This is a genomic window from Streptomyces nitrosporeus (assembly GCF_008704555.1).
GTDB classification, from domain to species: domain Bacteria; phylum Actinomycetota; class Actinomycetes; order Streptomycetales; family Streptomycetaceae; genus Streptomyces; species Streptomyces nitrosporeus.
This window is the reverse complement of record NZ_CP023702.1, coordinates 5,058,150-5,073,183: the sequence shown is the minus strand read 5'-3', so window position 1 is coordinate 5,073,183 and position 15,034 is coordinate 5,058,150. Positions and strand designations below refer to the sequence as shown.

Below are 15,034 nucleotides of genomic sequence, written 5' to 3'. Positions count from 1 at the left end.
CACACCGCACCGCACCGCGCCACACCCCACTGCACCGCACTCCACCGCACTCCACCGCACCCCACCGCACCGCACCGGCCCGCCGCGTACCCGCCGTACCCACCGTGCCCGCCGGGGATCACGGGAAAGCCCTCAGCGCTCCAACAGGCCCAGCCCACGCGTCAGTTCACGCAGGCACCGGGTCACGAGGTCGGCCGGCGAGGTGGAGTCGGCCGAGTCCGGGGCCGTCACCGCCCACACCTCCAGCGCCACCCGGATCGCGTCGGTCGCCGCGGCGGCGACCAGCCGGACCTCCAGCGGATCGGCCTCCGGTCCCACGAGACGGCTCACCACCGGCAGGAGCTGTTCCTCGGACTCCTGGTTCACCCGGTACCAGACGGCCCGCAGGGCGGGATCGTCCTGGGCTGCCCGCAGCAGGCCGCGGGTCCAGCGCAGCCCTTCCTCCTCCCCCATGCCTCCGGCCGGCCTCAGCGAGGCGACCGCCGCGGATTCCAGGGCCCGGGCGAGGTCCACGTCCGGGCCGGTCTCCGCGAGCAGTGCGCGCCAGCGGTCACCGCCGGCCGAGAGAAGCGGCCCGACCGCGTCCTGCTTGCTGCGGAAGTACCGGTAGAACGTGCGCAGCGCGACTCCCGCGCGGGCCGCGATCTCCTCCGCGGTCGTGCCGTCGGGCCCCTTCTCCGTGAACAGCTCGGCCGCCGCACGGGCGATGTCCAGCTGGGTGGCCGCCTTGCGGCGCTCGGTCAGCGACGCCGGGGCGGGGGAGGAGGTCCGGGGACGGTTCATGGGGAAAGGGTACGCGCCGGAGGAGAGCGAAGGCGCGAATCGCCATGATGGCAAAACGTGCCACCTGGGCGTACGGTGACATAGGCAGGCCGCTCGGCCCGCACGACACACCCACCGAAGGAAGATCGAGATGAACCGATACGAAGGACGTCGCGCCCTGGTCACCGGCGGCGGCTCCGGCATCGGGCAGGCCACCGTGCTGCGCATCCTGGCCGAGGGCGGCCAGGTCGTCGCCGCCGACGTGAGCGAGGCGGGCCTGAAGGACACCTACGCGAAGGCGGGCGCCGACGCGGGCAGGCTGACCACGGTGGTGGTGGACATCGCCGACGAGGCGTCCGTCCGCTCGGGCGTCGCCTCCGCGCTCGCGGCTCTGGGCGGCCTGGACGTCCTGGTCAACGCGGCGGGCATCCTGCGCTCCTCACACACCCACGAGACGTCGCTCGCCGACTTCACCAAGGTGATCTCGGTCAACCTCACCGGCACCTTCCTGATGGTCCGCGAGGCGATACCCGCACTCCTGGAGGGCCACGCCCCCGCCGTGGTCAACTTCAGCTCCACGTCCGCGATGTTCGCCCACCCCTACATGGCGGCCTACGCGGCGAGCAAGGGCGGCATCCAGTCCATGACGCACGCCCTGGCCTCCGAGTACGGCAAGCAGGGCATCCGCTTCACCGCCGTGCAGCCCGGCTCCATCTCCTCGGGCATGACCGACGCCTCCGGCGAGAGCAAGCAGAGCCAGGGTCCCGGCCTGCCCCAGGACGCCGACATGAGCCTGTTCGCGAAGCTCTCCCCCGCACTCGGGAACGGTTTCGCCGGCCCCGAGGCGGTGGCGGGTGTCGTCGCGATGCTCGCGTCCGAGGACGGCGCCTTCGTCACCGGCACCGAGATCCGCATCGACGGCGGAACCCACTTCTGACACCGCCCCGCCCCCGCAAGGCGGCTACCGGACCCTCAGGGTTTCCGCATCAGGTCGCGGAGGCTGCCGACGAGGGCGTGCACATCGCGTCCGGCGGGCACCTCGACGGGAGTCACGGGGGCGGTGCCCGGTGCGGGGGTGCGGCAGGCGCGGCAGAGGCCGTCAGGCAGCGCTCCGGGCGGGCCGGGAACACCGCACTCGGTGCATTCCATCATCACGCGCCGGACAGCCGTGCCCGTCACGGGCGTCTGCGGTGCGGCCGGCAGCCGCGGGGGCATCTTGTCGGTGAGGCGGCGACGCACGAAGCCGACGGGTGAGCCGACCTGCGGGGGCAGTCCGGCGGTGAGGGCGCGGGTGAGGTAGTCAGCGCCCACACCCCGCTCCAGCCACCGGGCGGCCAGCCCTTCGAGCACCGCGCAGTCCTCCTCCGGCAACCCCAGGCGCGCGTCCGCACGCCCCAGCCCGGCCAGGGCAAGGTAAGCGGGTGATGCCTCAACGGCGCCCGGCAGGACGGCTCCGGGCCCCTGCTCCTGCCGCTGCTCATGCCGCTGCCGCGGAACGACAGGGCGGGACGGCACAGCGGCCCCCTCCTGATCGGCGGGGACTTCCGGCGCCGGAGACCCCGCGACCACCCGGGGCTGCGGGGCAACGGCCTCCGGGGCAGCCTGGGCGACACCCTGGGTGAAGGTGTTCCACCACTCGCTGTCGCGGGCGGTACGGGACCAATGGGTACCCCCCTAGGACATCCAGGGGACACCCTTGCGCTCCAGCACACGCATGACGACGAAGACCCTCGCTCCCAGCGCATCCGTGCAGCTCAGCACGCCTAAGCAATCGGCACCCCAGACGCCGGGCATGACCACCCCGAAGCCGTCTGCGCCCGTCAAGAGGCACGTCACCCGCTCCGGCGCTGATGTGACAGCCCTTGCGAACCCCACGCCCGTCCGGCCTGAGCTTGCCTTCAGCCTCCGCCTGTCGATCTCCTCGGATGAATCCTCATCCCTCGCGGTCCAGCGCCGAGCCTGCCGCGCTCAGGCGGTCGCCCTGGGACTCGACCCCGACACCGCCGTTGAGTACATCGACGAAGACGTGTCCGGCGCGTCCGCGCTGGAGTCCCGCACCGAAGGCATGGCCCGCATCCTCGTGGACCGCCCGCGCGTCGTGATCGCGTGGAAGCTCGATCGCTTCGCACGCTCCGTGTCGGAGTTCCTGAAGCTGGTCACGTGGTCCGAGGAACACGGCGTCACCCTGGCGACTGCTGACGGGGCCCTGAACACGTCCACGCCCGGCGGTCACCTTGTGGCCACCATCCTGGCCGCTCTCGCTCAGTGGGAACGGGAGATGATCCAGGATCGCGTTACGGCGGCACACGCAGAGCGGCGGGAACAGGGCCGCTGGATCGCCGGTCGCGCACCCTTCCCGTACGTGATGGAACGCCGGGACGGAAAGGCGTACCTCGCTGAGGACCCGAAAGCGTTCGCTCTGGTGCGCTCGCAGATAAGAAGTCATCTCATTTGGTGAGTCGGCGGTAGCAGATGAGGGTGCAGGCGATGCTGGTGAAGGCGAAGAAGTGGTCGGCCTTGTGTTCGTAGCGTCGGTGGAGTCGGCGGAAGCCGGCGAGCCAGGCCATGGTGCGTTCCACGGTCCAGCGGTGGCGGCCCAGCCGTTGGGAGGGCTCGACTCCCTTGCGTGCGATGCGGTGGGTGATGCCGCGTTCGCGTAGCCATCGCCGCAGGTGGACGTAGTCGTATCCTTTGTCGGCGTGGAGTTTGGCGGGCTTGCGCCGGCGCCGTCCGCGGCGTGAGCGGATCGGCGGGATGCCCTTCACGAGGGGTATCAGGGCTTGGCTGTCGTGCAGGTTGGCCCCGGAGATGCCGACGGATACGGGCAGACCGGTCCGTTCGGTGATCAGGTGGATCTTCGAGCCGTACGTGCCCCGGTCGACAGGATTCGGACCTGTCAGGTCCCCCTTTTCAGGGCTCGCATGTTCACCGAGTCGATCGCGCACCTTGACCAGTCAAGCTCGCCGCGGGCACCGAGTTCGTCGAGGACCAGGCGGTGCAGCCTGGCCCACACCCTGGCCTTCGACCATTCCGAGAACCGCCGGTGGGCGGTCGCTCCGGACGGGCCGAACGACGCCGAAGGCAGCTGCTGCCAGGTACAACCTGACGTGGCCACGAAGACGATCGCCGCCAGTACTTCCCGGTCGCCGTACCGACGCCGACCACCACCCTGCGGCCGCGACGGCGCCTCCGGCACCACCCGCTGGAACAACGCCCACAACTCGTCCGGCACCAGCCGCTCAACGATCCCCACCATGACTCACAGACTACCGAGTCGCCCAAATGAGATGGCTTCTTAGACCGTGTCCTATGTGGGCTTTGCTCGTTGGGCTCGGTATGGGGCGGGGTACGTGGAGTTGGATTGTTCCGGACGGGCTGTGGGAGATCGCGGAGCCGCTGATCCCGCCGTCGAGGGTGAGGCCGCAGGGCGGCGGGACGCAGGACACGCCTGATGAGACGCTGTTCGCCGCGATCATCTACGTCCTGGTCAGCGGATGCGCCTGGCGGGCCCTGCCGCCGTGCTTCGGGATATCGAAGTCGACAGCCCACCGCAGATTCCTCATCTGGTCGAGAGCCGGTGTCTGGGGTCGGCTCCACGAGGAGATCCTGCACCGCCTGGACGACGCCGGCCTCCTCGACCTCTCCCGGGCAGTCCTCGACTCCGCCCACGTGAGGGCTAAAAAGGGGGCGAACTCACAGGTCCGAGCCCCGTGGACAGGGGCAAGCCGGGCTCCAAGATGCACGTCCTGTCGGACGCGAACGGACTGCCCCTCCTCGTCGGCCTCACCGCGGCGAACACCCACGACAGCCTCGCCCTGAAGCCCATGATCGAGGGCCACCAAACGAGACACAACCCCCACCGCGGCCGCTACTTCAAGCCCCAGCGTCTACATGCGGACAAAGCGTACGACGTCCCTCACCTGCGGAAATGGCTATGGGGCAAGCACATCGGGGTCCGTATCGCCCGCAAGGGAGTCGAGTCCAGCGAACGGCTAGGACGCCGCAGATGGGTCATCGAGCGCACCATGTCCTGGCTGACCGGCTACCGCCGCCTCAACCACCGCTACGAACGCCACCCCCGCAACTACCTGGCCTTCCTCGGCCTCGCCGCAGCACTCTGCTGCTACAAACGACTCCTCCGGATCACCACATAGGACACGGTCTTAGGGAACTGGCTTGCGTGTTGGCCGATGAGGAGCCCAGGGAGATCGGCGTGCATCCGCTGTGGCCACTCTTCGCATCGCTGTTCCACGCCGAAGCCGGAACCGCCCCGGACCCGGCGGCCCTGGGAGTCGTCTGCGACTGCCCGGAGCATTTCTGACGACACCGCCCCCGGCGGCTGCCCTGATGGGTGGCTGTCGGGGGCCTTCGTCGGTTCCGGCTGATGCCACCAAGTCCTAGTCTCCTCGGACGCCCCGGACGAACAGGGTGCCCGTGCGCCGACTCCCCGGGGGCGGGGCGATCACGGAGGCTGATACATCGACGTAGCCGTGTTCCTTGAGGATCAGCGCCCACAGATCAGGTTCGTAGTCCCACCGCTTGACGACGGCGGGGTCCTCATCAGGCCCGCGCGGGATGTACGACGCCTGACAGCCGTAGCACCCTTCGACCGGGGGACGCTGGGACATGGCGAACACACCGCCAGGCTTGAGGTTCGCGTGAACGATCGGGAGCAACAGGCCGGGGTCCGAGAACCAGCCCGCCCCAAACACGCTGTAGATCGCATCGAAGACTGTGTAGGTCTCTCCCAGGTATGTGAGTGCGTCGCCCTGGTGCAGCTCCATCCCGTCCACATCGGACCACCGGTCCCGCGCCTTCGCGAGCTGCTTGGGGGAGAGGTCGATGCCCACGGCCCGCATGCCGAGGCTGGCGAGGTGGGCCGCGTTCCCGCCCGCGCCACAGCCAAGGTCAAGCGCGGTCTCACCCAGCTTCAGGGCAAGTACCTCAGCCCCGGGGCCGTGGTCGGCGTACTGCGTCCAGTTGAACCATGTGGACTCGCCACGTGCGTTCGTCGTGCGCCTCTGGGGCTTGGTCTGCGCGTACTCATCCCAGGCAGCACTACGGGTGTCAGACACTTCGCTTCCGTTCTCGTTCACGGGCACAGCCGCCCGGCGTGGGGAACCGGGCGGCTGGCCGACTGGGTGGAGCTACTTCCCGCCGACGGGGCTGTCGGTGCAGCCAGCGTGGCACTGCGAGCAGTCCGCCGCGCCCTCGTTCGGCCAGAACTCGGAGTCGATCGTGAACCCGGCCGCACGGATGGCAGCCGTGGTCAGGGCCATGGCGGAGCGGCCGGCCTCGGGGTCCGAGCCGCCCTCGTCCTCGTCGGGGACGTGGTGGATGTAGTCCACGCCGAGGGAACGGGAGAAGGCGACGTAGGGCACGGTGCGCTGCACGAAGGCGTGCCAGAACAGGTCCACCCGAAGGGACGGGGTGAGCGGCTCATCGCTCCGGGTGCTGGTGGCCAGGAAGGCCACCGTCTGGTTCACACCGCGCTCGCCGAGGTCGTCGGTGAGGTCGGGCCAGGTCTTGCGTACGTCCTTGATGAGCAGCGCCCGAAGTTCCGGGCTGATGAGGCTCTGAACTTCGGTGGGGCTGTACTGCGTGATCGTCACGTCTGTGCCTTCCTCGTCAAGGGATGGCGGTAGCCGTTCCCTGCGGATGGTGCGTGAGCGGGGCTGGTGCACCGAGGGCATTCGCAGGCGGGCCACATGGCGGAAGCCATGGGGGTCAGCGGCTTCACGGTCCGGTCGGACGGGTAGACGACTTCGCCGCCGTACGTCCGTCCGCCGTCGCGGGATACCCGCATGGTCATCGTCATCCGCTTGCCTCCCACGTGGCTGCCCTCGGTTCGCCTTGATGTTCCTGCCAGGAGGTAGGGCAGAGCGACGACGGAAAGGGCGTCGCCGGGGTGTCACTCGGAGGGGCGTCAATGACGCCTCCAAGGGCGTCAATTGGGTGTCATTGAACGTCGGTTCGGTCTAGCTTTGACGTCATGACGACGACCGCCGTGGTGCCGAATGATGTGCTGCGGGCCGTTCGTATCGGCCTGCGCTTAAGCCAAGACGACTTCGCCAAGGCCATCCGCCGAGCGGGCGAAGAACTGGGAGAGCCCAACGAGGCTTCGAAACGCCTGGTGCAGCGCTGGGAATCCGGAACAAGCAAGACACCCCGGGGTGTGTACTCCAGGGCGTTGGAGCGGGTCACCGGTCGCCCGGTGGAGGCTCTGGGCTTCACGCTCCCGGTACCGATGGCAAGAGTCCGCACTGACGGCAAGGGAGGGCACGACATGGACGCAGGAGCAGGCGGGGTCACCTCCGCCTCCGTAGGCGCGCAGAAGGCCGTACAGGCGACTGACGAGACGTTCTCGGGTGTGTGGCTCAGCCGCTATGAGTTCTACTCATCCAGCCGGGCGGATACGTACGAGGGCAAGCACTACGTCGTGATCGTCCAGCACGGGAACCGGCTGACCGCTCAGAGCCTGCCCGGGGCCAGCAGCAACCCGGACAGCCCGCTCACGCTGGATCTGACCGTTGACCGCAACGTGGTCACCGGGTCGTGGGTCGAGCAGACCGCTTCGGACGGCTACTACAACGGCGCCCGGTACCACGGAGCAGTTCAGCTCCTCGTAGAGCCGACCGGCCGCCGCATGGCCGGGAAGTGGGTCGGGTTCGGGAAGGACTTCGACGTGAACACAGGACCTTGGGAGCTGCGTCTAGTCGATCGGTCCACCAGCAAGGCGACGTTGGAGCGATACAGCAGCCCGCCGGAGTGACGCGCTGCCCGTCCTCTGCCCCGTCTGGCAGCCGCCGGGCGGGGCTTCGTGCTGTCTGGGCGACTCTCAGCACGCGCGCCAACCACCGGTGTACGGTGCCCCGGTAGGCATATCCCGACGGGGTACCTGATGGGACCAGTAGGTACGGGTCACCCAGCGGCTCTGCCCGTCCCCGCCGACGACCCGGCAGCGTACGCGCCGCAGATGACCGGCCACCCCCAGGGCCCGCAGCGCACTGCCGACAGCCATCTGCCCGTACGGCGGAAGGGACTTGGCCAGCGTCTTCACATCCATCGCACCACCGTCGGGCAACCGGTCCACATACCCGGCGATGTACCGCTCCCGCTCCGGCAGCAGCGCGAAGTCATCGGCGCGGGCCGGACGTTGTTCCGGGGCCGTGCGCTTGCCGTAACCGGCGTGGGCCCTGGCATAAGGGCGCGAGACTGCGGGCGCGGACAGGGCAGGGCTAAGGTGCTCGGTAGCCACAGGATCGCTCTCGTTCGATCGTGGGGTGAGACCCCGGCCGGTGTTGTCAGCACCGCGTCGGGGTCGATTCGTTGGGGGCACCGTAAACAGCCGTGACACTCCGCCGCAACTCGCTCACGAATAGTCATACTTGCTGGCCGTGACGGGGTGGGAGGGCGGAAGGTCTCCCTCCCTCTTTCTTCTTTCCCCTCCCGGAAACCCACACCGCTCGAACCCCGGAACCCGGATCCCGGCCCCCGAATCCCGACACTCAAGCCCCGGGCCCACACCCCTCCCCCGCACCCACGAAAGAGTGAGCCGCCGCCCCCGGAACCCGGGACTCGGAACCCGGGACGCTGCACGGCGTACGACGGGCCACTGCCTCCCACCGTGGCGCCACTCCGGAATGGGGGCACCGCGCCCCCCGTATGGGGGCCCGGGCCCGTAGGGGGCGGGGGTGCGGGGCGGAAGATGCGGGGGCGGTACCGATGTGGGGGTTCCGGGGTGCGCGGCAGGATCGCGGCGTACGGCAGCCTGTCGCCCGTCCCCCGCCCAGGAGGCGCTGATGCCCCGCCCCGCCCCCGTCAGAAGCCCTGGCTCCACCGGCCCGGTGTACTTCTCGCTGCTCGGTCCGCTCTCGGCCGTGGCCGGCGGGAGTCCGCTGCCGCTCGGTCCGCGTAAACAGCGGCTGGTGCTGGCCACGCTGCTGTCCCGCCCCAACACCCCCGTACCGGTCGATGTGCTGACCGATGTGGTGTGGCCGGAGGATCCGCCGCGTACGGCCCGCAAGAACCTCCAGGTCTACGTCAGTGCCGCGCGGGCGCTGTTCGGGGCGGCGGAGGAGGGGGCGCGGGAGCGGCTGGTGCACGACTGCGGCGGCTACCGGCTGCGGATCGCCGAGGGCGAGCTGGACACCCTGCGGTTCGGTGCGCTGGCCCGGGCGGGCCGGGCGGCCGGTGAGCGGGGTGACCTGCGGGGCGCGGCGCGGCTGTTGCGGGAGGCGCTGGACCTGTGGGGCGAGCGGCCGCCGCTGCACGACCTGCGGGACTCGGCCGGGGTGGCGGAGGAGGCGGAGCGGCTGGAGGCGCGTTGCCTGACGGTCTACGAGGACTGGGCGGAGGCGGAGATCGAGACGGGCCGGGCGGCCGTCACGGTGGACGGGCTGCGGGACCTGGTGGAGCGGCATCCGCTGCGCGAACGGTTACGGGCGGCCTGGATGAACGCGCTGCACCAGTCCGGCCGGCAGGCCGAGGCGCTGGCGGCGTACGACGACTACCGGCAGTTGCTGGCGAGGGAGCTGGGCCTGGACCCGAGTGCGGCGATGACCGCGCTCTACGGGAAGGTGCTCGGCCGGGGCCCGGCGTCCCGGCCGGCCGGCGCGCGGGCCGCCGTCCTGGGGGCGTCGCTGCCCGCGCACGCCCGGGACTTCACCGGCCGTGAGGACGAACTGGCGCGGCTGCGGGAGGTCTGCGGGGGCGAGGAGGGGGGTGTGCTCGTCGTCACGGGCCCGGCCGGGTCGGGCAAGTCGGCACTGGCCGTGCGGGCGGCCCGGCTGCTGGCGGATCGTTTCCCCGACGGCCGGGTGCACGTCCGGGCCCGCCGGGACGACGGGGCGGCGCGTGCCCGTAACGACATGCTGGAGGAGCTGGTCCGGCTGTGCGGGGTGTCCGGGCCGGTCCGGCCGGATCCGGCGCAGGCCGAGAACGCGTGGCAGGACTGGCTGTCGGGGCACCGGGCCCTGGTCGTCCTGGACGATGTGGCGGACGAGGCGTCGGTGCGCGGGCTGCTGCCCCGGTCGGGGGCGTCCTCCGCGGTCCTCACCGCCCGTGGTCAGCTGGCCGGGCTCGCGCCGGTCCACCGGATCGCGCTGGACCCGTTCTCGGAGGAGGAGGCGCTGGAGGTACTGGGGCGGCTGACCGGGCCGGACCGCCTGCGCACCGATCCGGTGGCGGCGCTGCGGATCGTACGGGCCTGTGGGTGCCTGCCGCTGGCGGTGACGGTGAGCGGCATGCGGCTGGCGGTGCTGCGGCACCTTCCGCTGGCGGAGTACGCCGCCCGGCTCGACGATCCGGCGGTCGCACTGGACGAACTGGTGGCCGGGGACGTGTCCGTACGCTCCCGGATCGCGGCGGGCTGGCAGGACCTCGGCGCCTCCCACCGCCGTGCGCTGGCGCGGCTCGCCGGGGCCGCGTGGGAGGAGGGCGGTTTCACCCTGGACGGGGCGATGGCGGCGCTGGGCTGCGACGCGCGGGAGGCCATCCGGGCGGTCGAGGCCCTCATCGACACCGGTGCGGTGACCTCGCCCGCCGGTGAGGTCACCGCCCACGCCGCGCTGTACGAAGTGCCCCGCCTGCTCTGTCTGTACGCCCGTGAGAGCGCGGGCCGGGGCGGGGTCTGACCGGCCCCGGGGGCTTCGGGTCCCCGGGGGCTTCGGGTCCCCGGGGCCGGTCAGCCCCCAGGGGCTCTCAGGCTCCCGGGGCTCAGCCGAGGGTGAGCAGGTCCAGCAGGCCGGGGGTCCCTCCCCCGGCCTGCTCCTGCCCCGCCACGTCCCGCCCCCCGGACAGGAAGTGCAGGGCGAGCAGCAGCCCCGCCGCTCCGGTGGCGAGGTCGGCGGAGAAGCGCCGCAGCGCCGAGCCCGGGACGAGCAGGTGGTCCCCGTCGGCGACGAGGTGCCAGGCGAGGTTGCGTACGGAGGTCAGGACGCCGGGCCCGGTCCGGGTCACGGGGTCGAGCTGGCCGGCGGCGGCGGCGAGGCCCGCGCGTCCGGTGAACAGGCCCGGTTCGCGGACGAACTCCACGGCGCATCCCTGGCGTACCCCCGGGATCAGGGCGCTCAGGGCCTCGTCCTCGTACCGGTCGGTGTACGCCTGGGCCACCAGCGCGACCCCTGAGCTCCCCTGGCCGAGGTAGAGCAGGTGGCGCTGGCCCTCGCGTACCTGGCGTGTGCCGTCGGGCATGGTGACGATGTGTCCGGTCTCGCGTGCCAGGGCGGTGCGCGCGGCCTCGCGCAGCCACGGTTCGCCGGTCAGGGCGTGCAGTTCCAGGTGGAGGAGGGCGGCTCCGCTCAGCCCGCGCAGCAGTCCCGCGGACTCCGGGAGGCGCATGCCGTCCACCGGTCCGCCGTCCCGTGCCAGCCGGTCCAGGTCCCGGGCGGTGGCCAGGGCGGTGTCGGTCAGCCGGCTGTCGGGGGCCGCTCCACCGGTCCGGGCCATCCGCAGTGCGGCGAGCGCGATGCCCGCGCGCCCGGTGAGCAGGTCCGCCGAGACGGGCGGGGCGGCGGACAGGGCGCGGTCCCACAGTTCCCGTCCCTGCTCGGTACGGCCCAGGAGCGTGAGCACCAGGGCGGTGCCCGGCAGTCCGTCGAAGAGCCCGCCCGCACCGGCGGGGTCCCTGCGGAGCGCCGCCGCCGCCAGCCAGTCGGTCCACTCGCCGGGGACGGGGGCGCCCACCCGGTGCAGGGCGTACAGGACTCCGGCCGCCCCGTTGGCGAGGTCCGTCCCGCCGGTGGCGAAGAGGCCCGGGGCGCCGGGGAAGAGGCGGTCCTTCCGTGCGGGGGTGGCTCCGGCGTGGATACCGGACAGCAGGCGGGTACGGATGCCCGCCCAGTCCACGTCCGGCCCTTCGAACAGGGCGGCCACCCCGGCCTCGCGCCGCCGTGAGGCGTCGATGCCGTCGAGCAGCCGGGGCCGGGGCGGGCCCGCGTCGGCCGGCAGCCCGTAGCGCCGCCGGGCCCAGCGTTCCAGGGTGAGGGCCTTCGCCCGTTCCAGTCCGGCCATCTCTGTGACCGGCACCAGGAGGGTGAGCCAGGTCGCCCACAACGCGTAGGCGTCGGCCTCCGCCCCCGGGGTCCCCGGGGGTGCCTGGAGGCCCTGGGCCCCGGCCAGCGGGGTGTCCTCGTCGTCGAGCGCGGTGGCGTACTCGAAGTCGACGAGGGCGACGCGTCCGTCGGGCCGGACGATGATGTTGGAGGGGTGCAGGTCGCCGAAGCGCAGTCCGCGTGCGTGGATCGCCTCCAGTGCCCGGGCGAGCCCGTCCACCACCGAGTCGGCCCAGGCGACGTAGGGGGCGAGGTCTTCCACCGTCCGCGCCCCGCGTACGAGGGAGAAGCGGGCGGTGATCTCCTCCAGCAGGGTGTGCCCCTCGATGTGCTCCTCGATCAGGAAGTGGTGCTCCCAGACGGTCCGTACCCCGTGGACCTCGGGCACGCAGTCCAGTCCGGCCAGTGCGGTCAGCGCCCGGTACTCGCGGTGCAGACGGGTGACGGCGTCGTCGCCCGCACTGTCGAGGCCGCAGTGCGGACGCGCCTCGCGCAGCACCACCCGCCGGCCCGTCTCCCGGTGGGTGGCCAGGTAGATCCCGCCCGCGTTGGAGAACTGGAGGGCCTTGGTGACCGTGTAGGGGAAGGTGTCGTCGCGGGCGGCGGCGCGCGCCGCGAGGTGCGGCCGCAGGGCCGCGGGCACCTCGACCCACGCGGGCACCCGGAAGACCACTCCGCGTTCGTCCGGTACCAGCTTCCCGGAGGGGTCCCGCAGGGCGAGGACCCGGCGGCCCTCGGCATCGGTGCACCAGCGGGGGACGAAGGCCCCGTAGCGTGTGTGGACCGGTGCGTCACCGATCCGCAGGTCGCTGAGGATGTAGGGGCCGCTGCGCCCGGCCAGGGCCCGGGAGAGTTCGTCGGCCAGGGCCAGGAACACCGTCTCGTCGGGCGGGTAGACCGCGATGAACTTGCCCGCCCCGCTGCGGTTCATGTACTTGTCCGCCATCAGCAGCAACGCCCGTTCGCTGCGCAGGAACTTGAACGGTACGCCGTGGCGGAGGCAGATCCGGGCGGTGTCCCTCAGGGTGGCCTCGGCCTCGCCGGGGACGGCGGACACGTGGATCTTCCAGCCCTGTTCGGCCGGTGCGGCGTGCTCGGGCACCAGCGAGGTCCACAGTCCCACGGCCTCGCGGCGCCATCCCTCGGGCGGCGGGTCGGTGTCGAGCCGGTACCGGGACTCCGCGTCGGGCAGCCGGTCCGGGGTGTCGTAGTACGTACGGTCGGCGAGGCAGTACAGCTGCATTTCCTGGATGCCTGGCACGTTCGGCTCTCTCTGCTCGGAACTTCTCGGAAGTTCTCGTAAGTTCTCGGAAGTTCTCGGGGCTTCTCCGGACTTTCCGGGGCCCGCCCGGGGCACGGACGGTGGCGGGGGCGGTGGGGCGGTGGGGCCCGGAGGGCCACGGACCGCGGATCAGTCCCCGAGGTCGGCGCGGGGCGCGCCGGCCGCCGCGCGGTCGGCACCGGCCCCGGGCGGGGCGGCCCCGGGCGGGCCGGAGGGTTCCGCCGCGTCGTCGTGCGGTTCCGGTACGGTCCGCGCCGAGGGGGCGAAGGTGACCACCAGGGCGGACCCCGCCAGCACACAGCCGGTCAGGACGAAGGCCCAGCGGGCGCCGAAGGCGGACAGCAGGGCACCGCCGGCCAGCGGGCCGAACGGCTGGACCATGGAGGAGAGGAAGCCCGCCGCGCTCTGTACCCGGCCCACCCGTTCGTCCGGGGTCACGATCAGCAGCTTGGAGAGGAATCCGATGCTGGCGATCGTCGACAGGCACATGCAGAGCGCGCACATGATCCCGGCCACCAGGGACTGCTCGGTCCAGGCCATCACCCCGGCGGCCGTCACACAGGCCCAGCAGGTGGCGAGGATCAGGGCCCGGGAGTGCCGGTCGGGGCCGATCCTCGGCGCGAGCAGTGCCCCGGCCAGCGCCCCGGCGGAGACACAGGTGATGACGAATCCGCCGCCGACGCCGGAGCGTCCCCCTTCGGAGAACGCGGTCAGCGCGGTGAAGGTGAGCGCCCCGAACGCGAAGTTCATGCCCAGGCCGAAGACGAGGAGGACCGTCCGCAGGTAGGGGATCTTCCACAGGAACGTCAGGCCCGCCAGCAGTTCGCGTCTGCTGAACACCGCGCCCGCCGTCTTCCTCGCCCGGGAGCGGGTGCGTACGAGGGTCACGCAGACGGTCGAGAGCAGCAGGCCCAGCGCCTCGGCCGCGAACGGCAGGGCCGGGTGGATACCGAACAGGGCTCCCCCGAGGAGCGGTCCGACCAGCCGGGCCGTGTGGGTGCGGGCCTGGAGGCGTGCGGTGGCGGTGCCCATCTGGTCGGCCGGGACCACCGCGCGCATCAGGCCGAAGACGGCCGGTCCGTAGATACTGCTGAGGATCGCGCCCGCCGCGGCGACGAGCAGGACGAGCGGCATGGGGGCGTGCCCGGACCAGACGGCCACGGTGAGAGCGGTGACGACGGTCAGGCTGCCGACGTCGCACAGCCTCATCAGCCGGCGGCGTTCGACACGGTCCGCCATCACCCCGCCGGGCAGCATGGTGATCAGGACGGCCCCCACGGACACCGTTCCGACGGCACCGGCCTGCACCGCGGAACCGGTCTCCTTGAGTACCAGCAGGGGAAGGGCGAGGGCGCTCATCTGCGCCCCCAGGACCGCGAAGAGGCCGCTCAGCCAGAGCAGCCGGAAGTCCCTGTTGTCGCGCAGCGGCTTGGTCATCGTGAACTCCCGGTGTCGGTCGGGGCCGTGACGAAGGGCGCGGCCCGGTCCGGGCCGCCGGCCGGGGACGGGGTCCCCGGGGGTACTGCGAGGGGCGGTCGGGCCGGGTGGGCCGCGTCGGTCCGGGCCGTCCGGCCGGACCGTTCGGCCGGGCCGGGCTGTCGGGCCGGGCTGTCGGGCCGGAAGCGACGGCGGGGCGGTTCCGCCGTGACGGAACCGCCCCACATCACCGGCCGGCCGGGCGCCACGGCGGGAGGTGGGCCTCCGTGGCGCCGTCCCGGTGCGTCCGGTCAGTTCTCCATGACGACGCTGATCACGCTGACACAGCTGCCCGGGACCACGACCTTGTCGACGGCCGTCTCCTGGAGGTCCAGCACGGAGTGCGCCTCGACCTCGGGGGTCTCGGTCTCGTTGTTGTCGTCGGCCGCGGGCTTGGTGTTCTCGGACATGGTGGTCTCCGTCCACTCGTCACTGCGCTGGTGCCGGGGGCCCTGAGGTG

At 71.8% G+C, this 15,034-nt stretch carries 13 protein-coding genes and 1 pseudogene; 5 read left to right on the top strand and 9 right to left on the bottom strand.

The window, feature by feature from the left end; genetic code table 11:
- Positions 1-132 precede the first annotated feature (132 nt).
- Positions 133-783 carry a TetR family transcriptional regulator gene (locus CP967_RS22495; protein WP_150489695.1) on the bottom strand — a complete coding sequence of 217 codons (651 nt, stop codon included), beginning with the start codon at positions 781-783 and terminating at the stop codon, positions 133-135.
- Between the two features lie 130 nt (positions 784-913).
- Between CP967_RS22495 and CP967_RS22490 the strand changes: the two genes are divergently transcribed.
- Positions 914-1,699 carry an SDR family NAD(P)-dependent oxidoreductase gene (locus CP967_RS22490; RefSeq protein WP_150489694.1) on the top strand — a complete coding sequence of 262 codons (786 nt, stop codon included), beginning with the start codon at positions 914-916 and terminating at the stop codon, positions 1,697-1,699.
- 35 nt (positions 1,700-1,734) lie between these two features.
- Here the strand turns inward: CP967_RS22490 and CP967_RS22485 are convergent, their stop codons facing one another.
- Complete coding sequence (locus CP967_RS22485) at positions 1,735-2,277, bottom strand: hypothetical protein (RefSeq protein WP_150489693.1); 543 nt, start codon at positions 2,275-2,277, stop codon at positions 1,735-1,737.
- Positions 2,278-2,476: 199 nt separating this feature from the next.
- On the opposite strand from CP967_RS22485, the gene CP967_RS22480 reads away from it, so the two are divergent.
- Positions 2,477-3,220 carry a recombinase family protein gene (locus CP967_RS22480; RefSeq protein ID WP_150489692.1) on the top strand — a complete coding sequence of 248 codons (744 nt, stop codon included), beginning with the start codon at positions 2,477-2,479 and terminating at the stop codon, positions 3,218-3,220.
- Here CP967_RS22480 and CP967_RS22475 read toward each other — a convergent pair.
- Positions 3,210-4,018 (bottom strand): IS5 family transposase gene (locus CP967_RS22475; protein WP_373300327.1). Its coding sequence is split into 2 segments (ribosomal slippage): positions 3,210-3,670 and positions 3,670-4,018, totalling 810 coding nucleotides; the frame shifts between segments, so codons are not numbered across the junction. The two genes, CP967_RS22480 and CP967_RS22475, sit on opposite strands and share 11 nt — an antisense overlap.
- A gap of 80 nt (positions 4,019-4,098) precedes the next feature.
- Here CP967_RS22475 and CP967_RS22470 point away from each other — a divergent pair.
- Positions 4,099-4,916 (top strand): IS5 family transposase gene (locus CP967_RS22470; protein WP_150491928.1). Its coding sequence is split into 2 segments (ribosomal slippage): positions 4,099-4,441 and positions 4,441-4,916, totalling 819 coding nucleotides; the frame shifts between segments, so codons are not numbered across the junction.
- A gap of 243 nt (positions 4,917-5,159) precedes the next feature.
- On the opposite strand, the gene CP967_RS22465 is transcribed toward CP967_RS22470, so the two are convergent.
- Both CP967_RS22465 and CP967_RS22460 read right to left on the bottom strand, forming a co-directional pair.
- Positions 5,160-5,858: a class I SAM-dependent methyltransferase gene (locus CP967_RS22465; RefSeq protein WP_229888352.1), complete on the bottom strand. Its 699-nt coding sequence runs from the start codon at positions 5,856-5,858 to the stop codon at positions 5,160-5,162.
- Positions 5,859-5,909: 51 nt separating this feature from the next.
- Positions 5,910-6,374 (bottom strand): glycine-rich domain-containing protein, encoded by a 465-nt coding sequence (locus tag CP967_RS22460; protein ID WP_150489690.1) that lies wholly within the window; start codon positions 6,372-6,374, stop codon positions 5,910-5,912.
- A 380-nt stretch (positions 6,375-6,754) separates the two neighbouring features.
- Here CP967_RS22460 and CP967_RS22450 point away from each other — a divergent pair, with 380 nt between their 5' ends.
- Positions 6,755-7,534, top strand: coding sequence for a helix-turn-helix domain-containing protein (locus CP967_RS22450; RefSeq protein ID WP_150489689.1), 780 nt, complete (start codon positions 6,755-6,757; stop codon positions 7,532-7,534).
- 132 nt (positions 7,535-7,666) lie between these two features.
- Here CP967_RS22450 and CP967_RS22445 read toward each other — a convergent pair.
- Positions 7,667-8,020: pseudogene (locus CP967_RS22445) on the bottom strand (MarR family transcriptional regulator); the annotation flags it as partial.
- A gap of 544 nt (positions 8,021-8,564) precedes the next feature.
- Between CP967_RS22445 and CP967_RS22440 the strand changes: the two are divergent.
- Complete coding sequence (locus CP967_RS22440) at positions 8,565-10,397, top strand: AfsR/SARP family transcriptional regulator (protein WP_150489688.1); 1,833 nt, start codon at positions 8,565-8,567, stop codon at positions 10,395-10,397.
- Between the two features lie 82 nt (positions 10,398-10,479).
- Here CP967_RS22440 and lanKC read toward each other — a convergent pair whose 3' ends face one another.
- The 3 genes from lanKC to CP967_RS34100 form a co-directional block, all read right to left on the bottom strand.
- Complete coding sequence (gene lanKC / locus CP967_RS22435; protein ID WP_150489687.1) at positions 10,480-13,077, bottom strand: class III lanthionine synthetase LanKC; 2,598 nt, start codon at positions 13,075-13,077, stop codon at positions 10,480-10,482.
- 150 nt (positions 13,078-13,227) lie between these two features.
- Positions 13,228-14,535: an MFS transporter gene (locus tag CP967_RS22430; protein ID WP_150489686.1), complete on the bottom strand. Its 1,308-nt coding sequence runs from the start codon at positions 14,533-14,535 to the stop codon at positions 13,228-13,230.
- 290 nt (positions 14,536-14,825) lie between these two features.
- Positions 14,826-14,984: a hypothetical protein gene (locus CP967_RS34100; RefSeq protein WP_167535418.1), complete on the bottom strand. Its 159-nt coding sequence runs from the start codon at positions 14,982-14,984 to the stop codon at positions 14,826-14,828.
- Positions 14,985-15,034: the final 50 nt, after the last annotated feature.